We start from the raw sequence: 23,557 nt of genomic DNA on the forward strand, positions 1-23,557 counted from the left end.
TGCAAGACCGAGCCGCCATGACCACCTCCCCGTTGTTTTCCCGTTTCAGCAAAGCCGAATGTGTATTGGTGGTGATCACCATGTTTTGGGGCGGCACCTTTTTGCTGGTGCAGCACGCCATGGCGGTCAGCGGCCCGATGTTTTTCGTCGGCCTGCGTTTTGCTGCGGCGGCGTTCATCGTCGGGGCGTTCTCATTCCGCAGCCTGCGGAACCTGACGCTGTTTGAATTGAAGGCCGGCTGCTTTATCGGTGTGGCGATCATGTTCGGCTACGGTTTGCAGACCATTGGCTTGCAGACGATCCTGAGCAGCCAGTCGGCATTTATTACTGCGCTGTATGTGCCATTCGTGCCGCTGCTGCAATGGCTGGTACTGGGACGGCGGCCGGGGTTGATGCCGAGCATCGGCATCATGCTCGCGTTTACCGGGCTGATGCTGCTGACCGGCCCGGCCGGGGCATCATTGAATTTCAGCCCCGGTGAAATCGCCACGTTGATCGGTGCGGTAGCGATTGCCGCCGAGATCATCCTGATCAGCGCGTTTGCCGGGCAGGTGGATGTACGCCGGGTAACGGTGGTGCAACTGGCCACGGCGTCGGTGCTGTCGTTCCTGATGGTGGTGCCGATGGGCGAGGCGCTGCCGGGGTTTTCCTGGTTGCTGCTGTTCAGCGCGGTGGGCCTGGGGCTGACCAGCGCGGTGATTCAGGTGGCGATGAACTGGGCGCAGAAAAGCGTCTCGCCGACTCGCGCCACGCTGATTTATGCCGGGGAGCCGGTGTGGGCCGGCGTAGTCGGGCGGATTGCCGGGGAGCGCTTCCCGCCGATTGCCATGGTGGGCGCGGCGTTGATCGTGGCGGCGGTGATTGTCAGTGAGATGAAAACCCGCCGGCAGCGGCTCGCCGAGCCCCAGGCCGAACTGGAACATGAAAACCAGGGTTAAGCGGCCTCAGAGGCGCAACTCACCGTCCAGGTTAATGGCCTGCAGGAACGCCTCGTCATGGGACACCACAATCAGCGCGCCCTGGTACTGATTGAGCATTTGCTCCAGGGCAATCCGGCTGGGCAAGTCCAGATGGTTGTCGGGTTCGTCCAGCAACAACAATTGCGGCGGATGCTCGGCGTAGAGCTGTGCGGCCAGGGCAATTTTCAGACGCTCGCCGCCGCTCAGTTGGCGCGTATCGAGGACCGCCCGGTCGGCATCGATGCCCATTTGCGCCAGCCGGGTACGCGCTTCGCTTTCCGCCAGTAGCGGATTACTTTCGTAAAGCCATTGCACCGCCGTGCGCTCGGGGTGCTCCAGCCCGGCGTGTTGGTCCAGCCAGCCGATATGGCAACTGCGCGCCAACTCACCGGCAGCCACCGGCAACTGGCCGGCAATCACCCGCAGCAGGGTCGACTTGCCACTGCCATTGGCTCCCAGGATCGCCATGCGCGTCGGGCCGGTCAGGGTGAGATTGATCGGCGCCGGGCTGCCAAACGGCAACACCACGTCGTTCAACTGCAGCACCAGCTTGCCCTGGGGCACCACGCTTTCCGGCGACAGCATCATGCGCTGGATCTCGGGCGCACACCGCGCACGCGCCTCGGCGATCCGTTGCTGTTGCTGCTCACGCGCCAGCTGCTGGTTGAGGCGCAACTTGCCCTGGCTGTTTTCACTGCGCTCTTTCTGGGCGTTGGTGATCAGTTTGGTCTGGTTGCCATCCCGGGCCTGGCGGTCGCCCCGGGCATTGCGGCGTTGCTGACGCTCCATTTGGATGACCGCTTCACGTTGTTCACGTTTGGCGTGCGCGCGCTCCCCCTGCAACGCCGACTGGAACGCCTGCTGCTCCTGCTCCCGTGTCGCCGCATAGTGGCTGTAATTACCGCCGTACACCGCCAAGCCCTTGGGCGACAGTTCGACAATCTCGTCCATGTGCTCCAGCAACCCGCGATCATGGCTGATCAGCACCAGGCCGCCGGGCCACCGATCAATCTGCTGGGCAAGCTTGTGCTGCTGATCGATGTCCAGGTGGTTGCTGGGCTCATCGAGGATCAACCAGTCTGCCCTCGACAACCAGGCGCCCAGCAAAGCGACGCGCTGGCGTTCGCCGCCACTGAGGGCCGCGGTTGGCGAGTCGGCAGTCAAGTGCCCCAGGCCGATTTGCTCCAGGGCCGCCGCCAGTCGAGGCGCGCAATCCCATTGATCAACGGCCAGTGCATGGTCCTGTTCGTCCACGCTGCCCTCGGCGATGCGCGCCAACGCCGCCAGCACTTGGTCGACACCTGCCAGCGCCGCCACGCTGGAATAGCGTTCGGGCTCCAATAGTTGCGTCACCGCGTACACACTGCCCTCGCGGCGCACATGCCCGCGGGTGGGCTGCAGGGTGCCCGCGAGCATTGCGCCCAGCAAGGACTTGCCCGTCCCGTTGGCCCCCACGAGGCCGGTCGCCCGGGCGCTGAAGGCATGGTTCAGATTGTCGAACAGGCTGCGTCCATCCGGCAGGCTGCAGGCGACATGGTCAAGGTGGAGCAATCGCTGGGTCATCACACGTCCTTATGCAACAGGCTGAAAAAAACCTCTGAACAGCATACCTGCCCTGGATACGGGCATTGAAACAATGCCAAACAGCCTTTTTCAGCCTACCTTGTAGGATCCTGCCACATCTTGCCGTTTGGTGATCAAGATTCCGGCACGTATGATGCATCCCAAACTCCCGCAGATTAGAAGCCTATGTCCCTGATAGTTCTACTGCTTCTGCCTTTTATCGGCAGCTGTCTGGCGGCCTTGCTGCCGCACAACGCACGCAACACAGAGTCCCTGCTGGCCGGCCTTGTGGCCCTGGTCGGGACGGTTCAAGTCGCCCTGCTCTACCCCCAGATCGCCCATGGTGGCGTGATACGTGAAGAATTCATGTGGTTGCCCAGCCTCGGGCTGAACTTCGTATTGCGCATGGACGGTTTTGCCTGGTTGTTCTCGATGCTGGTGCTGGGCATCGGGACCCTGGTGTCGCTGTACGCCCGGTATTACATGTCGCCGGAAGACCCGGTGCCGCGCTTCTTCGCGTTTTTCCTGGCCTTCATGGGTGCGATGCTCGGCCTGGTGATCTCCGGCAACCTGATCCAGATCGTGTTTTTCTGGGAGCTCACCAGCCTGTTCTCGTTCCTGCTGATCGGCTACTGGCACCACCGCGCCGATGCCCGGCGTGGAGCCTATATGGCGCTGATGGTCACCGGCGCGGGCGGCTTGTGCCTGCTGGCGGGGGTGATGCTGCTCGGGCATATCGTCGGCAGCTACGACCTGGACCAGGTCCTGGCTGCCGGTGATCAGATCCGTGCCCATTCGTTGTACCCGATCATGCTCGCCCTGGTGCTGATCGGCGCCCTGAGCAAAAGCGCGCAATTCCCCTTCCACTTCTGGCTGCCCCACGCCATGGCTGCACCGACGCCGGTGTCGGCCTACCTGCACTCGGCAACGATGGTGAAGGCCGGCGTGTTCCTGCTGGCCCGCCTGTGGCCGTCGCTGTCCGGCAGCGAAGAGTGGTTCTGGATTGTCGGCGGTGCCGGTGCCATTACCCTGCTGCTCGGCGCTTATTGCGCCATGTTCCAGAACGATCTCAAGGGCCTGCTGGCCTACTCCACCATCAGCCACCTCGGGCTGATCACCTTGCTGCTGGGCCTCAACAGCCCGCTGGCCGCTGTCGCCGCCGTATTCCATATCCTTAACCACGCCACTTTCAAGGCGTCGCTGTTCATGGCGGCGGGGATCATCGACCACGAAAGCGGCACCCGTGACATCCGCAAGCTCAGCGGCCTGTTCAAGCTGATTCCGTTTACCGCCACCCTGGCGATGGTCGCCAGTGCGTCCATGGCCGGCGTGCCGCTGCTCAACGGTTTCCTGTCCAAGGAAATGTTCTTCGCCGAGACCGTGTTCATCTCCGCCACCGCCTGGGTGGAAATCGCCCTGCCGGTCATCGCCACCATCGCCGGTACCTTCAGCGTGGCCTATGCCCTGCGCTTTACCGTGGATGTGTTCTTCGGCCCTAAAGCCACCAACTTGCCTCACACCCCGCACGAGCCGCCACGCTGGATGCGCGCGCCGGTGGAGTTGCTGGTGTTTACCTGCCTGCTGGTGGGGATTTTCCCCGCCCAGGTGGTCGGTTCGATCCTCGCCGCAGCGGCCCTGCCAGTAGTCGGCGGCGAACTGCCGGAATACAGCCTCGCCATCTGGCACGGCTGGAACGCGCCGATGATCATGAGCCTGGTGGCCATGTCCGGCGGCGTGGTGCTCTATCTGCTGCTGCGCAAGCAACTCAAGTTGGGCCGCTTCAAATACCCGCCGATCATCAGCTACTTCAACGGCAAGCGCGGCTTCGAGCGCTGCCTGGTGGTGATGATGCGCGGGGTGCGCAAGATCGAAAAACGCATCAGCACCAAACGCCTGCAAACCCAGCTGTTCCTGCTGGTGCTGGCGGCGGTGATCGCCGGGTTGATCCCGATGCTCTACAGCGGCATCAGTTGGGGCGACCGGCCGAAGATCCCGGGCTCCATCGTGTTCGTCACCCTGTGGCTGCTGGCAATCGCCTGCGCCCTGGGCGCCGCCTGGCAAGCCAAGTACCATCGGCTGGCAGCCCTGACCATGGTCAGCGTGTGCGGGATGGTGACCTGCGTGACCTTCGTCTGGTTCTCGGCGCCAGACCTGGCGCTGACGCAACTGGTGGTGGAAGTGGTCACCACCGTGCTGATCCTGCTGGGCCTGCGCTGGCTGCCACGGCGGATCGAAGAAGTTTCCCCACTGCCCAGCTCGCTGCGCAAGGCACGCATCCGCCGCCTGCGGGACTTCCTGCTGTCCACCGTGGTCGGTGGCGGCATGGCGCTGCTCTCCTACGCGATGCTGACCCGCCAGACGCCCAACGACATCTCCTCCTTCTACCTCAGCCGTGCCCTGCCAGAAGGCGGTGGCAGCAATGTGGTGAACGTGATGCTGGTGGACTTCCGGGGCTTCGACACCCTGGGAGAAATCACCGTGCTCGGCGCCGTGGCGCTGACCGTCTACGCCCTGCTGCGCCGCTTCCGCCCGTCGAAGGAAAGCATGGAACTGCCCGCGCAACAGCGCCAACTGGCACCCGACGTGGCCACCGACCTGATCAACCCGCGCCAGGCCAGCGACACCGCCCTGGGCTTCATGATGGTGCCGGCGGTGCTGGTGCGCCTGCTGCTGCCGATTGCGCTGGTTGTCTCGTTCTACCTGTTCATGCGTGGGCACAACCAACCGGGCGGCGGGTTTGTCGCCGGCCTGGTGATGTCCGTCGCGTTCATCCTGCAATACATGGTCGCCGGTACCCAGTGGGTCGAGGCGCAGATGAGCCTGCGGCCGATGCGCTGGATGGGTTTTGGCTTGTTGTCGGCAACCCTGACCGGGCTGGGCGCACTGCTCGCCGGCTACCCGTTCCTCACCACGCACACCTGGCACTTTAGCCTGCCGGTGCTGGGGGACATCCACGTCGCCAGCGCGCTGTTCTTCGACGTCGGTGTGTACGCCATGGTGGTCGGCTCGACCTTGCTGATGCTCACCGCCCTCGGCCACCAATCGGTGCGCGCCCATAAACCCAGTAACCAGGCGAAAGCCGTTGCCAGCCCAGGAGGAGCCGCCTGATGGAAGAAGTCATCGCAATTGCCATTGGGGTCCTGGCGGCCTCCGGCGTCTGGCTGATCCTGCGGCCACGGACGTTCCAGGTGGTGATGGGCCTGTGCCTGCTCTCCTACGGGGTCAACCTGTTCATCTTCAGCATGGGCAGCCTGTTCATCGGCAAGGAGCCGATCATCAAGGATGGCGTGCCGCAAGACTTGCTCAACTACACCGATCCGCTGCCCCAGGCCCTGGTGCTGACGGCAATCGTGATCAGCTTCGCCATGACCGCACTGTTCCTGGTGGTGCTGCTGGCATCCCGGGGCCTGACCGGCACTGACCATGTGGACGGCCGGGAGCCCAAGGAATGACCTGGATGAATCAACTGATCATCGCGCCGATCCTGCTGCCGTTGCTGACCGCCGCGCTGATGCTGATGCTCGGCGAGAAGCACCGCCCGCTCAAGGCGCGGATCAACCTGTTCTCCAGCATGGTGGGCCTGGGCATCGCCGTGCTGTTGCTGTACTGGACCCAGAAAGGCGGCCCCGGCTCCATCGGTGTGTACCTGCCGGGCAACTGGCAGGTGCCGTTCGGCATCGTGCTGGTGGTGGACCAACTCTCGGCGATGATGCTGGTGCTCACCGGGATCATCGGCGTCAGCGCGCTGTTGTTTGCCATGGCCCGTTGGGACCGCGCCGGCACCAGCTTCCATGCACTGTTCCAGATTCAGTTGATGGGCCTGTATGGCGCCTTTCTGACCGCCGACCTGTTCAACCTGTTCGTGTTTTTCGAAGTGCTGCTGGCGGCGTCCTACGGCCTGATGCTCCACGGTTCCGGCCGGGCGCGGGTGTCGGCGGGGCTGCATTACATCTCGATCAACCTGCTGGCCTCGACCTTGTTCCTGATTGGCGCGGCGCTGATCTATGGCGTCACCGGTACCTTGAACTTTGCCGACCTGGCACTGAAAATCCCCCTGGTGCCGGAAGCCGATCGCGGCCTGCTGCATGCCGGTGCGGGCATCCTCGCCGTCGCCTTCCTGGCCAAGGCCGGAATGTGGCCGCTGAACTTCTGGCTGGCGCCTGCCTACTCCTCGGCCAGTGCGCCAGTGGCGGCGATGTTTGCGATCATGACCAAGGTCGGCGTGTACACCGTGCTGCGTCTGTGGAACCTGCTGTTCTCCGGCCAGGCGGGCGCCTCGGCACTGTTTGGCGGCGACTGGCTGATCTACGGCGGCATGGCAACGATCGTCTGCGCGGCGCTGGCGATGATCGCGGCGCAACGCCTGGAACGCATGGCCAGCCTGAGCATCCTGGTGTCCGCCGGGATCCTGCTGTCGGCGGTGGGGTTTGCCCAGCCAAGCCTGACCGCCGGGGCGCTGTTTTATCTGGTCAGCTCCACCCTGGCGCTGAGTGCGCTGTTCCTGCTGGCCGAATTGATCGAGCGTTCGCGCTCGGCCAACGACATGCCCCTGGACGACGAAATCGAAGCCCTGCCCAAGGCCATGGAATCCCTGCATCCGCCGCCCGGCACCAACCTCGACGACGAACAGAAAGCCGTAGTCGGCCAGGTGATTCCCTGGACGGTGGCGTTCCTCGGCCTGAGTTTTATCGCCTGCGCCCTGCTGATCATCGGCATGCCGCCGCTGTCCGGGTTTATCGGCAAGCTCAGCCTGCTCAGCGCCTTGATCAACCCGATGGGCCTGGGCAATGCCATCGACGAACCGGTGCGTCCGGCCGCCTGGGGCCTGGTGGCACTGCTGATCTTCTCCGGCCTGGCTTCGCTGATCGCCTTCGCCCGCCTCGGCATCCAGCGTTTCTGGACCCCGGAAGAACGTCCATCGCCGCTGCTGCGCCGCTTCGAATGCGTGCCGATTTTCTTCCTGCTGGGCCTGAGCATCGCCCTGACGTTCAAGGCCGAGCCGCTGATGCGCTATACCCAGGCGGCCGCCGAGAGCCTGAACAACCCGGAACACTATGTGATGGCGGTCATGGCGACGCGTCCGGTGCCGAGCCCTGAAGCCAAGGCCGCCGCCCTGGAGGTGCAGCGATGAAGCGCCTGTTCCCTGCCCCGTGGCTGTCATTGGCATTGTGGTTGTTGTGGCTGGTGCTGAACCTGTCCGTCAGCCCCGGCAACCTGCTGCTGGGGGCGATCCTCGGCTTTGCGGCACCGCTGATGATGGCGCCGTTGCGCCCGCTGCCGATCCGCATCCGCCGCCCGGGGGTGATCATCCGTTTGTTCTTCCTGGTGGGGCGTGACGTGATCATCTCCAACCTCGCCGTGGCCTGGGGCATCCTGACCTGCGGCTCTCGCCCACCGCGTTCGCGCTTTATCAAGATCCCCCTGGACCTGCGGGATGCCAACGGCCTGGCCGTGCTGGCGATGATCACCAGCGTGACGCCGGGCACCGTATGGTCGGAACTGGCCCTGGACCGCAGCGTCCTGCTGATCCACGTGTTCGACCTGGATGACGAAGCGCAGTTTATCGAGCACTTCAAACACGCCTACGAACGGCCCCTGATGGAGATCTTCGAATGAGCGCCCTGCTCTCCAATGCGATCCTGTTCAGCCTGTTCCTGTTCTCCCTGGCCATGGTGCTGACCCTGGTGCGCCTGTTCAAAGGCCCGTCGGCCCAGGACCGGGTCCTGGCGCTGGATTACCTGTACATCCTGGCCATGCTGATGATGCTGGTGCTGGGTATTCGGTATGCCAGTGACACGTATTTTGAAGCGGCGCTGTTGATTGCGCTGTTTGGCTTTGTGGGGTCGTTTGCCCTGGCGAAATTCCTGCTGCGTGGGGAGGTGATCGAATGATCAATGTCGACGTGTTGCCGCTGTGGGTTGAAGTGATCGTCGCGGTATTGTTGGTGCTTAGCAGCCTGTTTGCGCTGATTGGGGCGATTGGATTGTTGCGGATGAAAGACTTCTTCCAGCGCATGCACCCGCCGGCGTTGGCTTCGACCTTGGGCGCCTGGTGTGTGGCGCTGGCCTCGATCATCTACTTTTCGGTGCTCAAGTCCGGGCCGGTGTTGCACGGTTGGTTGATCCCGATCCTGCTGTCGATCACAGTGCCGGTGACCACATTGCTGCTGGCACGCACCGCGTTGTTCCGCAAGCGCATGGCCGGGGATGATGTGCCGGCTGAAGTCAGCAGCCGTCGCACTGACAGCGGCAGCTGATCCCCACAGGCGCCGCAGTGGTGAAGTTCGTTCTCCAATAGAATCCATAAAATAGAACCTCAATCGCTAATCCCGGTATCGGGATCACTTTATGAGGTTCTCCCCCATGGCATTCACTCCCCTTGTCCAGGCCCATCTCGACGCGTGGGTTGCCTGCGCCGCTGACTTCGGCCCATTTCTCACGGGCCAGGAAGCCACCCTCACCCTCAATGAGCAGCGCAAGGCTTATGAGCAGGTGCTTTGTTCCCATCCGATTCCCGCCGGTGTCAGCTTTTGTGACGTCGATATGGGTGGCGTACCGGGCATGATGGTCGTGCCGGATGGGTTTGAGGGTGACCGGGTGCTGCTTTACATCCACGGCGGTGGTTATGTCGGCGGCAGTCCGCGGGGCTACCTGGGCCTTGCCGGCCACTTCGCAAAACTGCTGGGTGCAAAAGTCTACCTGCCCGACTACCGCCTGGCGCCCGAGCATCCGTTCCCCGTACCTATTGATGATACGTTGCAGGCTTATCGCTGGCTGCTCGACCAGGGCAATGACCCCAGGTCCATCGTGTTCTCGGGCGATTCGGCCGGCGGCGCAATGGTGGTGTCGGTGATGGTCAAGGCCCGCAACGCAGGCCTGCCACTGCCTGCCGGGGGCGCCGCCTTGTCGCCGTGGGCCAACCTGGAACACACCGGCGCCTCCATCGACAACCGTGACGGCCTCGACCCGCAAGCCTCCCGCCTGGGGCTGACGCTGCTTGCAAAAGCGTTTCTCAATGGCGCGCTGCCGAATGATCCCGATGCGTCGCCGGTGTTCGCGGACGTCCGGGGATTGCCGCCCATTCTGGTGCAGATCGGCGAAAACGAAGTCATGCTCAGCGACGCCATGCGCCTGGCCACCCACCTGGGGGAAAACCGGGTACGCGTGTCGCTGGAGGTTTGGCCCGGGATGTTTCATGTCTGGCATTTGTTTGCGGCAATCTTGCCCGAAGGCATGCAGGCCGTGGCGAATGCGGCGTTGTTTCTGGACCAGGCAATACGTGGCAGCCGTAGCGCTTGAGGGGTTGCCCAGAGCGCGGGAAAGGCAGCGCTCCTGCCGATAACTATCTGTCACCTGGGGCCCCACCGCCCCACCTACCTTTATCGGACAACGTATCCCGATACAGGTAATGATCATGTATACCCATTCCGATGCACTGACCACGCTGTTTGATTTGCTCAACTCGCTGAATGCGCTGATTTCACATTTGACGAGCCAGCAACAGGCAGCCAAGCAGCGGGGTCTCGAGTTGTATCAACTCGGTGAATTCGAAGAGTGCGAAATCCACCTGACCATCTCCGCCTCGGCCGGCGATGCGCCGTCCCAATACGCCCTGGGCGAAGCCATCCGGCGCCGGGTCGGCAGTGTCGACCCCGAGGCCCAGGCGTGGTACCGCCTGGCCGCTGCCCAGGATCATGTGTACGCCCTGATGCGCCTGGGTGGCGAAACCAACCTGGCCAAGGCCAAGGCCCTCGCCCAGGCAGGTGCCGATGCTGGCGACGGCGCAGCGATGCTGCAGCTGTATGAACTGACCAAAGATCGCTCGTGGCTGAGAAAGGCAGGTGATGCCGGCTGCGCCGAGGCCTATTACATTGCGGCGCTGTTGTACGACAAAAACCCGGAGGCCAGTGACAACCGCGACTCCATGCTCAGGTATGCGGCCTTCAAGGGCTTCCCGCCAGCGATCAAGTGGCTGGCCAACATGCAGACCTACTACCGCAACCTCTCCTACCAGCGCATACACCTGGAAAAACGGCTGGCGCTGAATGACCTTGATGGCGTCATGACCTATGCCGGTGCGCTCGGCGGGTTCGATATCGATGAAAGTGGCACCAACCGCTATCACTACCCCGAGAACAAAATCCACGCCTATGGGCTCTACTGGCTGGTCATGGACAGTACCCGGCAAAACCCACGGCACGCCGATGCCGCAGGCTACCTGCAACAACTGGCCAGCGCGCTGACTGCCGAAGAAATGGAAACAGCCAAGGCGTATGGCCGCCAGTGGAAAACCGAGCACCCGGCGCTGTCGGAGTTCAGGTTGACCTACAGCGACCTGAAATGACCGGCGTCTGATGACGGATTCGAGAGCACATCCGGCAGTTAAAGATTAATTAATCCAAAAACAGCTTGGCTAAGTATTTCCAGGCTGGTACGGTTTAGTGGATTATTTAATCCACTAAACTTCAGGCCTCCCCCATGACAGCTCACACCCCTCGCTTCAACCACAAAGTCGCCCTGGTCACCGGCGGTTCCCGCGGTATCGGCGAAGCGATTGTCCGCCGGCTTTCAATTGAAGGTGCAGCGGTCGCGTTTACCTATTCCTCCTCTGCCGACAAGGCACAAGCGCTGGTTGGCCTGATCGAAAGCAAAGGTGGAAAAGCCTTGGCGATTCAGGCCGACAGCGCCGATGTGGCGGCAATAGAACGGGCGGTCGCGGCCACTGTCGAGCATTTCGGCGCCTTGAATATCCTGGTCAACAACGCCGGGATCCTGCTGATGGGCACCGTCGACACCTTCAGCCTGGAAGACTTCGACCGAATGTTTGCGGTCAATGTGCGGGCCACGTTTGCGGCGGCCAAGGCCAGCTCGGCGGTGATGCACACGGGTGACCGAATAATCACCGTCGGCAGCGTGGTCGCCCAACGTTCGGGCTTCCCGGGCTCCAGCGTCTATAGCATGACGAAGTCGGCGATCGCCGGTATGATCCGCGGCCTGGCGATTGATTTCGCGCCGCGCGGCATCACCGTCAACAACGTGCAGCCGGGCCCGACCAGCACCGACATGAACCCGGCAGACGGGCCCCATGCGGACATGATCAAAAGCCTGATCCCCTTGGGCCGCGTGGGCACCGCCGACGATGTTGCCGGCATGGTTGCTTATCTCGCGTCCGAAGAAGCGGCATTTGTCACCGGCGCAAGCATGACCATTGATGGCGGCTACCTGGCCTGAGCCTTCACCTGCATTTTCCCCCGAGGTAACCATGGCAAGACCCAGAGCATTCGACCGCGACCAGGTGCTGCGCGAGGCCATCCGGGTTTTCTGCGACAAGGGTTTTGCCGCGGCCTCGACTGAAGAACTGATGCAGGCCATGGGACTGAGCCGCCAGAGCATGTACAACACCTTTGGCGACAAACGCCAGTTGTACCTGCTGGCGATGGCCGAGTATCAGCGCACCGGCGTCGACGACTTGATCGAGCGCCTGAACCAGGGCCCGACGCCGTTGCAGGCACTGCACGATACCCTGCAATCCTTCGCCACCCGCGCCCTGCGGGAAGGAACGGCGGGTTGCATGGGGGTCAATGCCATCTGCGAGTTCGGCATGGGTGATGAAGAAATCAATCAACTCACCGCCCACAGCGCCGACCGCTTGCGCAATGCATTCGAACAGACGCTGGAGCGTGCGCAGGAACAAGGCGAATTGAACGCCGACACCGACCTGCCGGGCGCGTGTGACTTTCTGATGGCCACCCTCAGCGGCATGAAAGTCGCCAGCAAGGGCGGCGCCACCACTGAGCAGCTGGAGCGCATTGCGGGTTTTGCACTGCGGGCGCTCAGCGCAAACGCGTGATCAGCCCACTACAGGATCGGCGCGCCAAATCGACCCAATCGTGGCATCCAATGGTCCAGGATCTGCGCTGACGCCAGGATATGGTGCGCATGCCCGATCAACAGCCGACGCGGCACAAACCCGATATAGCGGGAGTCATCGCTGTTATCGCGATTGTCGCCCAGCATGAAGTAACTGTCGGCAGGCACCACCACCGGGCCGAAATCGCGCAGCGCCCGTACTGTCGGCATGAACTGCACCGTGCGCTGGCTGCTGTTCGCACGCTCCGTCACCTTGATCCCCGGAACTGTTTGGCCAGGCGCGATGGGCTCGCTGATGTCCTGCCCATTACTGTAGGTGGCCGGCGTACCGTTGACCCACAACACCTCGTCGCGCATTTCCAGGGTATCGCCGGGGATACCGACAATGCGTTTGATCAAGCGCGTGCCGTCCTTGGGCGAGGAGAACGTGACGACATCTCCGCGCTGGGGGTTATCCAGTCTCGCCAGGGAAATATCAGTGAGGGGCAATTTGAGGTCGTACGCGACGCGATTGACCAGCACCACATCGCCCTCAAGTAACGTCGGGCGCATGGAACCGGACGGGATGGGATTCCAGTCAGCCAGGGAGGTGCGGAAAACCCCGAAGCACAGCCAGAAAATGATCGCGTAACGGTAGCGGATTAACCAACGGCGCATAGATCCTCGCAATACGAAAAGGCACACCGGCCTGCGCCGGGTACCCACGGTGATTTTTGGCAATGCTCGCTTATTGCATCGCAAGATTAAATTAACATTAGCGTTGCCGACCCATGACAGTCGATATTTTCAAGCACACGGAAAAGGAGTTTCACGCCCCATGGATAGCAAATGTTCGGTCTTTATCGCAGCCAGCGTCGACGGCTTTATTGCCCGGCCAGACGGTGATATCGAGTGGCTTCATCGCCCTGAGTACGAAGGCGCCGAATTGAACGGCGTGACCTATGAACACTTCATCGCCACCGTGGATGCGCTGGTGATGGGCCGCAAGACCCTGGAAAAAGTGTTGTCCTTTCCGGAGTGGCCCTATGAGGGCACGCCGGTCATAGCACTCTCTCACCAATCGGTTGAGCTACCTGCAGCTTTGAAGGGCAAGGTTGAGGTGGTGAGCCAGGATGTCACCAGCCTCGTGGCAGCGTTGGCCGAGCGCGGGATGAAACACCTGTATATCGACGGAGGCCAGACGATTCAGGCGTTTCTTGAGGCGGGTTTGATCGACGAGATGATCATCACGCGTATTCCGGTTGTGCTGGGCCAGGGGATCCCCTTGTTCAGCCAGTTGGGTGGCGAGCATGAGCTTCGGCATATCGGCACGTATGCGTCGGATAATGGGTTTGTTCAAAGCCGGTATGAGGTCGGTGGCAAGCGCTGATGCTCATTGAGTAATTGGGTTAAATCGAGGTGTCTGTATCGCAGGCAAGCCAGCTCCCACATTAAGCAGCTATGCGCTTGATCCTGAACCGGCCTGATCTGTCCTTGAATGTGTCAACTATGTCCCCGCACAGGCGTCCGGCCCGTGGTCCGCTGCAAGCGCGGTCGCCATAGCCGCCAATACCCGAATAACGGATAGACAGGCCAAAAAAAACGCCCCGAACCAGTCGGGGCGTTTTTCATTCAGCAATCACCAATCAAGCCTGATCAGCCAACCGCCACGTCGTCCCGCCCTTCCCGTCTTCCAACACCACACCCATCGCGGTCAGTTGGTCACGGATACGGTCAGACTCCGCCCAGTCCTTGTTGGCCCGGGCAGTCAAACGTGCCTGGATCAGCGCATCAACTTCAGCGGCATCCACACGCCCTTCAGCGCCCGCCTGCAGGAAGTCATCGGCTTCCATCTGCAATACGCCCAGCACGCTCGCCAGCTCTTTCAAACGTGCGGCAAGCCCCGCCGCTGCGTCGAGATCGCTCTCGCGCAGGCGGTTGATCTCACGCACCATTTCAAACAGCACCGCGCAGGCCTCAGGCGTACCGAAGTCGTCGTTCATCACTTCGGTGAACCGCGCAACAAACGCTTCGCCGCCCGCAGGCGCCACGGAGGGCAGGCCTTTCAACGCGTGGTAGAAACGCTCCAGGGCGCCCTTGGCGTCCTTGAGGTTGTCTTCCGAGTAGTTGATCGCGCTGCGGTAATGGCTCGACACCAACAGGTAGCGCACCACTTCCGGATGGTACTTTTCCAGCACGTCGCGAATGGTGAAGAAGTTGTTCAAGGACTTGGACATCTTCTCGCCATTGATGCGAATCATGCCGCAGTGCATCCACGCGTTGGCGTAGGTCTTGCCGGTGGCCGCTTCGCTTTGGGCGATTTCGTTTTCGTGGTGCGGGAACTCAAGGTCGCTGCCGCCGCCATGAATGTCGAAGGTCTCCCCCAGGCAGCAGGTGGACATCACCGAGCATTCGATGTGCCAGCCCGGGCGCCCGGCGCCCCATGGCGACTCCCAGCTCGGCTCGCCGGGCTTGGTGCCTTTCCACAGGACGAAGTCCAGCGGGTCTTGCTTGGCTTCGTCGACTTCGATCCGCGCACCGATGCGCAGGTCTTCGATTTTCTTGCGCGACAGCTTGCCGTAGCCCATGAACTTGGCGACGCGGTAGTACACGTCGCCATTGCCCGGGGCGTAGGCGTAACCCTTGTCGATCAGGGTCTGGATCATCGCGTGCATGCCCGGGATATGGTCCGTGGCGCGCGGTTCCATGTCCGGCTTGAGGATGTTGAGGCGTGCCTCGTCCTCGTGCATCGCAGCAATCATGCGCTCGGTCAGCGCGTCGAACGACTCGCCGTTTTCGTTGGCGCGATTGATGATCTTGTCGTCGATGTCGGTGATGTTGCGCACATACGTCAGGTCATAACCGCTGAAACGCAACCAGCGGGTCACCAGGTCGAAGGCAACCATGCTGCGGCCGTGGCCGATGTGGCAGTAGTCGTACACGGTCATGCCGCACACGTACATGCGCACCTTGTTGCCATCCAGCGGCTTAAAGACTTCTTTGGTCTTGCTGAGTGTGTTGTAGATCGTTAGCACGACAGTTCCTTAAAACAGAATCACTGGCCCCACGAATCACGCAAGGTCACGGTACGGTTGAATACCGGAGCACCGGGTTTCGAGTCCTTGATATCCGCGCAGAAGTAACCTTCGCGCTCGAACTGGAAACGGTCTTCCGGCTGTGCGTCGCCAAGCGATGGCTCGGCACGACAACCCGTGAGAACTTGCAGCGAGTCAGGGTTGATGTTGTCCAGGAAACTGGCGCTGTCTTCGGCCTTCTCGGGATTCGGCGAGCGGAACAGGCGATCGTACAGGCGCACTTCGCACTCGACGCTGGCCGCCGCCGGCACCCAGTGCACCACACCCTTGACCTTGCGGCCTTCCGGGTTCTTGCCCAGGGTGTCCGGGTCGTAGGAGCAACGCAGTTCGACGATGTTGCCATCGGCGTCCTTGATCGCTTCATCGGCACGGATCACGTAGCTGCCGCGCAGGCGCACTTCGCCGTTCGGCTCCAGGCGCTTGTAGCCTTTTGGCGGCTCTTCCATGAAGTCATCACGGTCGATGTAGATTTCACGGGCGAACGGCAGCTTGCGCACGCCGAGTTCTTCTTTCTGCGGATGACGTGGCAGTTCGAGGTTTTCGACCTGGCCTTCCGGGTAGTTGGTGATCACCACCTTCAACGGACGCAGCACGCACATGGCGCGCGGGGCGTTCGCGTCGAGGTCCTGACGGATGCTGAACTCGAGCATGCCGTAGTCGACCACGCCGTCGGAGCGGTTGGTGCCGACCATTTCGCAGAAATTGCGGATCGATGCCGGGGTGTAGCCACGGCGGCGGAAGCCCGACAGCGTCGACATGCGCGGGTCGTCCCAGCCAAACACGTGCTTTTCATCGACCAGTTGCTTGAGCTTGCGCTTGCTGGTGATGGTGTAGTTCAGGTTCAGGCGGCTGAACTCGTACTGACGCGGGTGCGCCGGTACCGGCAGGCTGTCGAGGAACCATTCGTACAGCGGACGGTGGCTTTCGAACTCCAGGGTGCAGATGGAGTGGGTGATGCCTTCGATGGCGTCCGACTGACCGTGGGTGAAGTCGTAGTTCGGGTAGATGCACCACTTGTCACCGGTCTGGTGGTGATGGGCGTGGCGGATGCGGTACATGATCGGGTCGCGCAGGTTCATGTTCGGCGAGGCCATGTCGATCTTGGCACGCAGTACACGGGCGCCGTCCGGGAACTCACCGGCGCGCATGCGGTTGAACCAGTCCAGGTTCTCTTCCACCGAACGGTCGCGGAACGGGCTGTTCTTGCCCGGCTCGGTCAGGGTGCCACGGTATTCCTTGGCTTGCTCCGGGGTCAGGTCGTCTACGTAGGCCTTGCCGGCCTTGATCAACTCGACGGCCCAGTCGAACAACTGGTCGAAATACTTGGAGGCATAGCGCACTTCACCGGACCATTCGAAGCCCAGCCACTTGATGTCGCTCTCGATGGCGTCGATGTATTCCTGGTCTTCCTTGGCCGGGTTGGTGTCGTCGAAACGCAGGTGCGTGACGCCACCGAACTCCTGGGCCAGGCCGAAGTTCACACAGATCGACTTGGCGTGGCCGATGTGCAGGTAACCGTTGGGCTCAGGCGGGAAGCGGGTGACGATCTGCGTGTGCTTGCCCGAATCCAGGTCCGCCTGGATGATCGGGCGCAGGAAATTGACCGGGACGGCAGGTCCGGCCTTGGAATTCGAGGTAGGGTCGACAGTGGGCTTGCTCATAGGATCCTTGAACAGACGAAGTACTTGGCCGGGTGAGGCCGACAAACAAAGGGCTTATCATAGCCGATGCTGTCAAGGCCCTGACAGAGCGTGGCCAAAAACTGCTGCATTTATTGCACGGGCGGTAAAAAACCACCTCGAAATTCCCGCAGGTCACGCTAAACTGCGCGCCTTGGCTGCCGTTTTTGCCAAGCAGGTAAGGCGCAAAACGCCCAAACCCACGAATTCCTTGAAAGAGTAGTGAACATGACTCAAGTCAAACTGACCACCAACCACGGTGACATCGTCATCGAGCTGAACGCCGAGAAAGCGCCGATCACCGTCGCCAACTTCATCGAGTACGTTAAAGCCGGCCACTACGAAAACACTGTTTTCCACCGTGTCATCGGCAACTTCATGGTCCAGGGCGGCGGTTTCGAGCCGGGCATGAAAGAAAAGAAAGACAAGCGTCCCAGCATCCAGAACGAAGCGGACAACGGCCTTTCCAACGACAAGTACACCGTCGCCATGGCCCGTACCATGGAGCCGCATTCGGCCTCCGCGCAGTTCTTCATCAACGTCGCCGACAACACCTTCCTGAACCACAGCGGCAAGAACGTGCAGGGCTGGGGCTACGCGGTATTCGGTAAAGTCACCGAAGGCCAGGACGTTGTCGACAAGATCAAGGGTGTGCAAACCACCGGCAAGGCAGGTCACCAGGACGTTCCGGTAGAAGACGTTATCGTCGAGAAAGCCGAGATCGTTGAGTGATATTGCTGATTTCAGATTTGCATCTGGAAGAGGAGCGCCCGGACATAACCCGGGCGTTTCTGGATTTACTGCACGGCCGCGCCCGTTCTGCCCAGGCGTTGTACATTCTGGGGGACTTCTTTGAAGCCTGGATTGGCGACGATGGGATGACGCCCTTCCAGCGTTCGATTTGCCAGGCTCTGCGCGAGCTGAGCGACAGCGGCACCCAGATTTTCATCATGCATGGCAACCGGGATTTCCTGATCGGCAAGGCGTTCTGCAAAGCCGCAGGCGCAACCTTGCTCAAGGACCCGAGTGTGGTGCAACTCGCAGGCGAGCCCGTGCTGTTGATGCACGGCGACAGCCTGTGTACCCGCGACCTTGGCTATATGAAGCTGCGGCGCATCCTGCGTAACCCCATCACGCTGTTCATCCTGCGCCACCTGCCCTTGCGCACGCGGCACAAGCTGGCGCGCAAGCTGCGCAGTGAAAGCCGCGCGCAGACGCGAATGAAGACCAACGACATTGTCGATGTAACGCCCGAGGAAGTGCCGAGGGTGATGCAGCAGTTCGGCGTGCGTACGTTGGTGCATGGCCACACCCACCGCCCGGCGATTCACAAGTTGCAGATTGGCGAGCAAGCGGCCAAGCGCATTGTGCTGGGGGATTGGGACAAGCAAGGGTGGGCATTGCAGGTGGATGAGCAAGGGTTTCAACTGGCGGCGTTTGACTTCGTCAATCCGCAGTTGGCACTGCCCGGCGCTTGACCCAGATCGTTCCCACGCTCTGCGCGGGAATGCATCCTGTGACGCTCTGCGTCACGACCTTCAAAAGCGGACGCAGAGCGTCCAAAGCGGCGTTCCCACGCAGAGCGTGGGAACGATCATCAAAGCGGCATTCCCACGCGGAGCGTGGGAATGATCATGGATTGAGGCTTAGTGGCCAGAAGCCTCCGGCCCCGCCTTCGCTGCAAACGGCGGTTTCGCCAGCCATACAATCACGATCAACGCCATGAACATCCACCCCAGCAACGTGAAGTAATCCACGGTGGACATCATGTACGCCTGGCTCGTCAGTATCTGGTCCAACTGCGCATACGCCTTGTGCCCTGCCCCGCCGAGCGCCTGCAAGGCGTCCCGGGTGGCCGAGTCGTAGGTGGTCATGTTTTCGCTCATGTAGGCATGGTGCTGGTCCGCCCGGCGAATCCAGATCCAGGTGGTCAACGAGGCCGCAAAGCTGCCGCCCAGGGTCCGCAGGAAGGTCGCCAGGCCAGCGCCGTCGGCGATTTGCGCCGGCGGCAGGTCGGACATCAGGATGCTCAAGGTCGGCATGAAGAACAGCGCTACGCCGATCCCCATGAACAACTGCACCAGGGCGATGTGCGTGAAGTCCACTTCATTGGTAAACCCGGCGCGCATGAAGCAACTCAAGCCAATCGCCAGGAACGCCAGCCCGGCCAGCAGGCGCAGGTCGAACTTGTGCGCATATTTGCCCACGAACGGCGACATCAACACCGGCAGAATCCCGATCGGCGCCACCGCCAGGCCCGCCCAGGTGGCGGTGTAGCCCATCTGGGTTTGCAGCCATTGCGGCAGGATCAGGTTGATCCCGAAGAAACCCGCGTACCCGAGTACCAACACAATCGTGCCGATGCGAAAGTTGCGATAGGCGAACAGCCGCAGGTTGACCACCGGGTGCTCGTCGGTCAGTTCCCAGATCACGAACACCGCCAGGGCGACAGCCGAGATCACCGCGCCGATGATGATGAAATTCGACTCGAACCAGTCCAGGTCGTTGCCCTTGTCGAGGATGATCTGCAAGGCGCCGACGCCGACGATCAGGCTGAGCAAGCCGACGTAGTCCATCGGCTGGTAGCTGGTGACCACCGGGCGTTTCTTCAGTTGCGAGCGCACCACCATCACGGCAAAGATGCCGATGGGTACGTTGATAAAGAAGATCCACGGCCAGCTGTAGCTGTCGGTAATCCAGCCGCCGAGGATCGGCCCGGCAATCGGCGCCACCACCGTGACCATCGCCAGCAACGCCAGGGCCATGCCACGCCTGGCGGGGGGATAGACCGCGATCAGCAGCGTCTGGGTCATCGGGTACAACGGGCCGGCAACCAGGCCTTGCAATACCCGAAAGCCGATCAGCTCGGGCATCGAGGTGGAAATACCGCAGAGAAACGAGGCCAGCACAAACAGGATGGTGGCCCACAGAAACAGCTTCACCTCGCCGAAGCGACGGCTCAGCCAGCCGGTGAGCGGCAGCGCGATGGCGTTGCTCACGGCAAACGAGGTGATGACCCAGGTGCCCTGCTCCGAACTCACGCCGAGGTTGCCGGAAATCGTCGGCAACGCCACGTTGGCGATGGTGGTGTCGAGCACCTGCATGAAGGTCGCCAGGGACAGGCCGATGGTGGCCATCAGCAAGCTGGGCGGCGTGAAGGAGGCGTTAGCGTTACTCATCGCGAATCCTGTGCAACATGATTGGCGCTACGGCCGCCGGGGCCGCAGCTGATGGATTGGCGAATCAGCGCTGGGCAGCCTTGGGAGCGGCGACGCTGTTGTCATGGATCAATTGGGTGATCATCGCGTCGGCTTCGGCCAACTGGCGGTCGTAAACGTTGGTGGTGAACGACGCCTTCTGCGGCGCCTGCTGGGCCAGTACCGGGCCGCTCTGGTCGTGCAGGTCGACGTCGACCACGGTGGACAGGCCCACGCGCAGCGGGTGCTTGGCCAACTCATCGGCGTTCACATGGATACGCACCGGCACCCGTTGCACGATCTTGATCCAGTTACCGGTGGCGTTCTGCGCCGGCAGCAAGGCAAACGCGCTGCCCGTGCCCGCGCCGAGGCTGTCGACGGTGCCACTGAATTTCACGTCGCTGCCGTAGATATCGGATTCGATATCCACCGGCTGGCCGATACGCATATTGCGCAGCTGGGTTTCCTTGAAGTTGGCGTCGATCCACAGTTGATCCAGCGGAATCACCGCCATCAGTGCAGTACCCGGCTGGACCCGCTGGCCCAGTTGCACGGTACGCTTGGCCACATAGCCGGTCACCGGTGCGATCAGGGTGCTGCGGGCGTTGGTCAGGTAAGCCTGGCGCAACTGTGCGGCGGCAGCCTGCACGTCCGGGTGGGACGAAATCACCGTGTCATCCACCAGCGCGCTGCTGGTCTTGAACTGTTGCTGCACGTTGGCCAGGGCGTTTTGCGCCGAGGTCAGGTCGTCACGGGCGTGGGACAGTTCTTCCTGGGAAATCGCCCCGCCGGCAGCGAGGTTCTTGCGTCGGTTGTAGTTGTCCTGGGCCTTTTGCACGTTGGCTTGTTGCGCCAGCACCTGGGCTTTCATGCCATCGACGTTGCTGTACAAGCCACGCACCTGGCGCACGGTGCGGGCCAGGTTGGCCTGGGCACTTTGCAGGCCGACGGCGGCGTCGTTGGGGTCGAAGTTGATCAGCACCTGGCCTTCATGCACCAGGTCGCCGTCGTCGGCGCCGATGCTCACCACGGTGCCGGTCACCAGCGGGGTGATTTCCACCACGTTGCCATTGACGTAGGCGTCGTCGGTGCTTTCGCTGAAGCGGCCATACAATTCGTACCAACCCCACACGCCCAAGGCGCCGAGGATGACGATCAGCGCCAGCACAAACAGCATGACTTTGCGTTTGCGCGGGTTGCTGTTGTTGGGTTGTTCAGCCTTGTTTGTTTCAGGAGCGTTGTTGCTGGTTTCGGCAGTGGCCATGACAAGTACCTTGAATTATTCAGTGCGCGTGGCTGGGGTGGTCGAGGCCACGTTATCGGCGTGGAAACCGCCGCCCAGGGCCTGCATCAGTTGAATCGAAAGATCGATTTGCTCGGCATTCAGGGTGGCCAACTGACGCTGGGCCTGGAGCAGTTGCTGTTCGATGCTGAGCACGTCCAGGTAATTGCCGATACCTGAGCTGTAACGCTGGACGCCGGTGTCGTAGGACTGCTGGGCAATGTCAGCGGCGTGTTGCTGGGCCTGGATCTGGCGGCCGGTCTCGCGCAATTGCGAGAGTGTGTTGCCGATATCGCCCAAGGCTTGCACCAGGGTTTTGTTGTACTGGGCCACGGCCAGGTCGTAGTCGGCGTCGCGAGCGTCGAGGTCGGCGCGCAGGCGGCCGCCGTCGAAGATCGGCAGCGAGACGGTCGGCGCAATGCTGAAGAAGCGGCTGGCCGAACCAAACATCGCATCCCCCAGCAACGACTCGGCCCCGGCGCTCGCGCTCAGGTTGAGGTTGGGGTAGAAACGGGTCTTGCTGGCCGCGATGTTCTTGCTCGCCGCCTCCACCCGCCAGCGTGCGGCGATCAGGTCCGGGCGACGGCCCACCAGCTCGGCAGGCAACACCGAAGGCACCGCAACCGCGCTCGGCTTGAGCACGTTGGGGCGTACCAGTTCGCTGCCACGGTCCGGGCCTTTGCCGAGCAACACCGCGAGGGCGATCTTGGCGCTCTGCAGTTGTTTTTCCGCATCGATCAGTTGCGACTGGGAGCTGGCTTCCAGGCTTTCGGTTTGCTGGTACTGGTACTGGCTGTCGATCCCGGAGTTCAGGCGACGCTGGCCCAGGTCGAGCATCTGCCGGGTGCGCTTGAGGTCATCATTGGCCAGGTCACGCACGATATGGGCCTGGCCCAGGTCGCTGTAGGCCTTGGCGACGTTGGCTGCCAGGGTCAGGCGCGCGGCCTGTTGGTCGACTTCGGCAGCGCGGGCCTGGCCCAGCGCGGCTTCCCAGGCGGCGCGCTGGCCACCCCACAGGTCGAAGTTGTAATTGAAGCTGGCACCGATGTTACGCACGGTGGCGTAGGCATCGCCCTGGCCCAACGGGTCCTGGTCCTTGGCCAGGCGCGAACGGCTGACACCGGCGCTGGCATCCAGGGTTGGCATGCGCTCGGCGTCGGCGGCATAGGCAGCGGCTTCGGCCTGGTGGGCACGGGCGCTGGCCACTTGCATGTCGGGGCTGTTCTGCAGGGCTTCCTGGATCAGGCTGTCGAGCTGTGGATCGCCAAGGCCTTTCCACCAGTCGGCGGTGGGCCAGGCAGCGGTGGACAGGGTCACGCCGCTGAGGGATTTGCCGGTTTGCAGGTTATTGGCTTCGAGGCGTTTGCCTTCTGTGTCCAAGCCGCTGAAATTGGCACAACCGGCCATAGTCATGGCCACCAGCACAAGGCTGAGGCCGGCACGCAAGGAGCGATTGTTCATGCACTACCTACCCGCTGAATGGTGATGGGGTCACCCGCAGCTATCAGAATTTTCTTCAGGATTTTTTCCAGGGTTTGCAATTCACCCGGCTCCAGGGCGCCCGCCAACTGGTTCAGGGCCTGGGCACCGATGTGCGGCAGCATGTCGGCCACGCGCTGGCCTTCGGCGGTCAGCACCAACTGCACCTGGCGCCGGTCCTGCTCGGAACGCTTGCGCGCCAGCAGGTCCTTTTGTTCCAGGCGGTCGAGCATGCGGGTCATGGAGCCGCTGTCCAACGACAGGTTGCGGCACAGCTCGGCCGGGGTGTCGACGCCGTACTGGGCCATGATGATCAACACCTTGAACTGCGCGGCCGTGATGCCGTGGGGTTCCATGTGGGTGTCGATGATCTTGTCTTTGAGCAGCGCAGCCCGGCCCAGCAGCAGGCCGAGGTGGCAGTTGTGGAAGTTTTCGGGGGTGAAGTGCTTCATCGT

22 protein-coding genes are annotated in these 23,557 nt (G+C 62.0%); 14 read left to right on the forward strand and 8 right to left on the reverse strand.

What is annotated here, in order from left to right; all coding sequences use genetic code 11:
- The first annotated feature begins 17 nt into the window (after nt 1-17).
- On the forward strand, nt 18-938 hold the full coding sequence (locus HX869_RS15975) for a DMT family transporter (protein ID WP_177037198.1): 921 nt from the start codon (nt 18-20) through the stop codon (nt 936-938).
- A 6-nt stretch (nt 939-944) separates the two neighbouring features.
- On the opposite strand, the gene HX869_RS15980 is transcribed toward HX869_RS15975, so the two are convergent.
- Complete coding sequence (locus HX869_RS15980; protein WP_178903322.1) at nt 945-2,522, reverse strand: ABC-F family ATP-binding cassette domain-containing protein; 1,578 nt, start codon at nt 2,520-2,522, stop codon at nt 945-947.
- Nucleotides 2,523-2,708: 186 nt separating this feature from the next.
- Here HX869_RS15980 and HX869_RS15985 point away from each other — a divergent pair, with 186 nt between their 5' ends.
- The 10 genes from HX869_RS15985 to HX869_RS16030 all read left to right on the forward strand — a co-directional run bounded on the left by HX869_RS15985 (nt 2,709) and on the right by HX869_RS16030 (nt 12,371).
- Complete coding sequence (locus tag HX869_RS15985; RefSeq protein WP_003211746.1) at nt 2,709-5,630, forward strand: monovalent cation/H+ antiporter subunit A; 2,922 nt, start codon at nt 2,709-2,711, stop codon at nt 5,628-5,630.
- Nucleotides 5,630-5,974 (forward strand): Na+/H+ antiporter subunit C, encoded by a 345-nt coding sequence (locus HX869_RS15990; RefSeq protein WP_003192163.1) that lies wholly within the window; start codon nt 5,630-5,632, stop codon nt 5,972-5,974. The genes HX869_RS15985 and HX869_RS15990 overlap by 1 nt, the downstream gene beginning before the upstream one ends.
- A complete protein-coding gene (locus HX869_RS15995) occupies nt 5,971-7,653 on the forward strand; it encodes a monovalent cation/H+ antiporter subunit D (protein ID WP_178903323.1) in 1,683 nt (560 codons plus the stop codon). Before HX869_RS15990 ends, HX869_RS15995 begins: the two co-directional genes overlap by 4 nt.
- Complete coding sequence (locus HX869_RS16000) at nt 7,650-8,138, forward strand: Na+/H+ antiporter subunit E (protein WP_003211750.1); 489 nt, start codon at nt 7,650-7,652, stop codon at nt 8,136-8,138. The genes HX869_RS15995 and HX869_RS16000 overlap by 4 nt, the downstream gene beginning before the upstream one ends.
- Nucleotides 8,135-8,413 (forward strand): K+/H+ antiporter subunit F, encoded by a 279-nt coding sequence (locus HX869_RS16005; protein ID WP_003211751.1) that lies wholly within the window; start codon nt 8,135-8,137, stop codon nt 8,411-8,413. Before HX869_RS16000 ends, HX869_RS16005 begins: the two co-directional genes overlap by 4 nt.
- The gene (locus tag HX869_RS16010; protein WP_003211753.1) at nt 8,410-8,778 is read left to right on the forward strand and encodes a Na+/H+ antiporter subunit G; all 369 of its coding nucleotides are present in this window, start codon (nt 8,410-8,412) and stop codon (nt 8,776-8,778) included. The genes HX869_RS16005 and HX869_RS16010 overlap by 4 nt, the downstream gene beginning before the upstream one ends.
- A 106-nt stretch (nt 8,779-8,884) precedes the next feature.
- A complete protein-coding gene (locus HX869_RS16015; protein WP_178903324.1) occupies nt 8,885-9,820 on the forward strand; it encodes an alpha/beta hydrolase in 936 nt (311 codons plus the stop codon).
- Nucleotides 9,821-9,935: 115 nt separating this feature from the next.
- Entirely contained in the window at nt 9,936-10,865 is a 930-nt protein-coding gene (locus HX869_RS16020; RefSeq protein WP_178903325.1) for a sel1 repeat family protein, read from the forward strand.
- A 134-nt stretch (nt 10,866-10,999) separates the two neighbouring features.
- Entirely contained in the window at nt 11,000-11,752 is a 753-nt protein-coding gene (locus tag HX869_RS16025; RefSeq protein ID WP_177028453.1) for a 3-oxoacyl-ACP reductase family protein, read from the forward strand.
- A gap of 31 nt (nt 11,753-11,783) precedes the next feature.
- Nucleotides 11,784-12,371, forward strand: a complete 588-nt coding sequence (locus HX869_RS16030) for a TetR/AcrR family transcriptional regulator (protein ID WP_178903326.1) — start codon at nt 11,784-11,786, stop codon at nt 12,369-12,371.
- Between the two features lie 8 nt (nt 12,372-12,379).
- Here the strand turns inward: HX869_RS16030 and lepB are convergent, their stop codons facing one another.
- Nucleotides 12,380-13,048: a signal peptidase I gene (gene lepB, locus HX869_RS16035; protein WP_008432435.1), complete on the reverse strand. Its 669-nt coding sequence runs from the start codon at nt 13,046-13,048 to the stop codon at nt 12,380-12,382.
- Nucleotides 13,049-13,208: 160 nt separating this feature from the next.
- On the opposite strand from lepB, the gene HX869_RS16040 reads away from it, so the two are divergent.
- The gene (locus HX869_RS16040) at nt 13,209-13,760 is read left to right on the forward strand and encodes a dihydrofolate reductase family protein (RefSeq protein WP_177054857.1); all 552 of its coding nucleotides are present in this window, start codon (nt 13,209-13,211) and stop codon (nt 13,758-13,760) included.
- A 256-nt stretch (nt 13,761-14,016) separates the two neighbouring features.
- Here HX869_RS16040 and cysS read toward each other — a convergent pair whose 3' ends face one another.
- Nucleotides 14,017-15,405, reverse strand: a complete 1,389-nt coding sequence (gene cysS, locus HX869_RS16045) for a cysteine--tRNA ligase (RefSeq protein WP_008432427.1) — start codon at nt 15,403-15,405, stop codon at nt 14,017-14,019.
- Nucleotides 15,406-15,425: 20 nt separating this feature from the next.
- Nucleotides 15,426-17,126: a glutamine--tRNA ligase/YqeY domain fusion protein gene (locus HX869_RS16050; RefSeq protein ID WP_008432425.1), complete on the reverse strand. Its 1,701-nt coding sequence runs from the start codon at nt 17,124-17,126 to the stop codon at nt 15,426-15,428.
- Nucleotides 17,127-17,372: 246 nt separating this feature from the next.
- Here HX869_RS16050 and HX869_RS16055 point away from each other — a divergent pair, with 246 nt between their 5' ends.
- Both HX869_RS16055 and lpxH read left to right on the forward strand, forming a co-directional pair.
- A complete protein-coding gene (locus HX869_RS16055) occupies nt 17,373-17,876 on the forward strand; it encodes a peptidylprolyl isomerase (RefSeq protein ID WP_003211783.1) in 504 nt (167 codons plus the stop codon).
- Complete coding sequence (gene lpxH, locus HX869_RS16060) at nt 17,873-18,622, forward strand: UDP-2,3-diacylglucosamine diphosphatase (protein WP_003211785.1); 750 nt, start codon at nt 17,873-17,875, stop codon at nt 18,620-18,622. Before HX869_RS16055 ends, lpxH begins: the two co-directional genes overlap by 4 nt.
- A 168-nt stretch (nt 18,623-18,790) precedes the next feature.
- On the opposite strand, the gene HX869_RS16065 is transcribed toward lpxH, so the two are convergent.
- From HX869_RS16065 to HX869_RS16080, 4 genes are all read right to left on the reverse strand, one after another.
- Nucleotides 18,791-20,323, reverse strand: a complete 1,533-nt coding sequence (locus tag HX869_RS16065; protein WP_178903327.1) for a DHA2 family efflux MFS transporter permease subunit — start codon at nt 20,321-20,323, stop codon at nt 18,791-18,793.
- Between the two features lie 64 nt (nt 20,324-20,387).
- On the reverse strand, nt 20,388-21,605 hold the full coding sequence (locus tag HX869_RS16070; protein ID WP_178903328.1) for an efflux RND transporter periplasmic adaptor subunit: 1,218 nt from the start codon (nt 21,603-21,605) through the stop codon (nt 20,388-20,390).
- Between the two features lie 15 nt (nt 21,606-21,620).
- Nucleotides 21,621-23,084 carry an efflux transporter outer membrane subunit gene (locus HX869_RS16075; RefSeq protein WP_177068893.1) on the reverse strand — a complete coding sequence of 488 codons (1,464 nt, stop codon included), beginning with the start codon at nt 23,082-23,084 and terminating at the stop codon, nt 21,621-21,623.
- Nucleotides 23,081-23,554, reverse strand: a complete 474-nt coding sequence (locus HX869_RS16080; RefSeq protein ID WP_003211792.1) for a MarR family winged helix-turn-helix transcriptional regulator — start codon at nt 23,552-23,554, stop codon at nt 23,081-23,083. Before HX869_RS16080 ends, HX869_RS16075 begins: the two co-directional genes overlap by 4 nt.
- Nucleotides 23,555-23,557: the final 3 nt, after the last annotated feature.

The organism is Pseudomonas sp. P7779 (genome assembly GCF_013386315.1).
GTDB lineage: Bacteria > Pseudomonadota > Gammaproteobacteria > Pseudomonadales > Pseudomonadaceae > Aquipseudomonas.

What these genes read in the sequence shown, in the direction of transcription:
- HX869_RS16030 (WP_178903326.1), top strand. Translation starts at nt 11,784, where the DNA reads ATGGCAAGACCCAGAGCATTCGACCGCGACCAGGTGCTGCGCGAGGCC.
- HX869_RS16005 (WP_003211751.1), top strand. Translation starts at nt 8,135, where the DNA reads ATGAGCGCCCTGCTCTCCAATGCGATCCTGTTCAGCCTGTTCCTGTTC.
- HX869_RS16015 (WP_178903324.1), top strand. Translation starts at nt 8,885, where the DNA reads ATGGCATTCACTCCCCTTGTCCAGGCCCATCTCGACGCGTGGGTTGCC.
- HX869_RS15990 (WP_003192163.1), top strand. Translation starts at nt 5,630, where the DNA reads ATGGAAGAAGTCATCGCAATTGCCATTGGGGTCCTGGCGGCCTCCGGC.
- HX869_RS16025 (WP_177028453.1), top strand. Translation starts at nt 11,000, where the DNA reads ATGACAGCTCACACCCCTCGCTTCAACCACAAAGTCGCCCTGGTCACC.
- lepB (WP_008432435.1), bottom strand. Translation starts at nt 13,048, where the DNA reads ATGCGCCGTTGGTTAATCCGCTACCGTTACGCGATCATTTTCTGGCTG.
- HX869_RS15995 (WP_178903323.1), top strand. Translation starts at nt 5,971, where the DNA reads ATGACCTGGATGAATCAACTGATCATCGCGCCGATCCTGCTGCCGTTG.
- HX869_RS16040 (WP_177054857.1), top strand. Translation starts at nt 13,209, where the DNA reads ATGGATAGCAAATGTTCGGTCTTTATCGCAGCCAGCGTCGACGGCTTT.
- HX869_RS16080 (WP_003211792.1), bottom strand. Translation starts at nt 23,554, where the DNA reads ATGAAGCACTTCACCCCCGAAAACTTCCACAACTGCCACCTCGGCCTG.
- HX869_RS16075 (WP_177068893.1), bottom strand. Translation starts at nt 23,084, where the DNA reads ATGAACAATCGCTCCTTGCGTGCCGGCCTCAGCCTTGTGCTGGTGGCC.
- HX869_RS16010 (WP_003211753.1), top strand. Translation starts at nt 8,410, where the DNA reads ATGATCAATGTCGACGTGTTGCCGCTGTGGGTTGAAGTGATCGTCGCG.
- HX869_RS16070 (WP_178903328.1), bottom strand. Translation starts at nt 21,605, where the DNA reads ATGGCCACTGCCGAAACCAGCAACAACGCTCCTGAAACAAACAAGGCT.
- HX869_RS15985 (WP_003211746.1), top strand. Translation starts at nt 2,709, where the DNA reads ATGTCCCTGATAGTTCTACTGCTTCTGCCTTTTATCGGCAGCTGTCTG.
- HX869_RS16020 (WP_178903325.1), top strand. Translation starts at nt 9,936, where the DNA reads ATGTATACCCATTCCGATGCACTGACCACGCTGTTTGATTTGCTCAAC.
- HX869_RS16000 (WP_003211750.1), top strand. Translation starts at nt 7,650, where the DNA reads ATGAAGCGCCTGTTCCCTGCCCCGTGGCTGTCATTGGCATTGTGGTTG.
- HX869_RS15975 (WP_177037198.1), top strand. Translation starts at nt 18, where the DNA reads ATGACCACCTCCCCGTTGTTTTCCCGTTTCAGCAAAGCCGAATGTGTA.
- HX869_RS16050 (WP_008432425.1), bottom strand. Translation starts at nt 17,126, where the DNA reads ATGAGCAAGCCCACTGTCGACCCTACCTCGAATTCCAAGGCCGGACCT.
- HX869_RS16065 (WP_178903327.1), bottom strand. Translation starts at nt 20,323, where the DNA reads ATGAGTAACGCTAACGCCTCCTTCACGCCGCCCAGCTTGCTGATGGCC.
- HX869_RS16055 (WP_003211783.1), top strand. Translation starts at nt 17,373, where the DNA reads ATGACTCAAGTCAAACTGACCACCAACCACGGTGACATCGTCATCGAG.
- HX869_RS15980 (WP_178903322.1), bottom strand. Translation starts at nt 2,522, where the DNA reads ATGACCCAGCGATTGCTCCACCTTGACCATGTCGCCTGCAGCCTGCCG.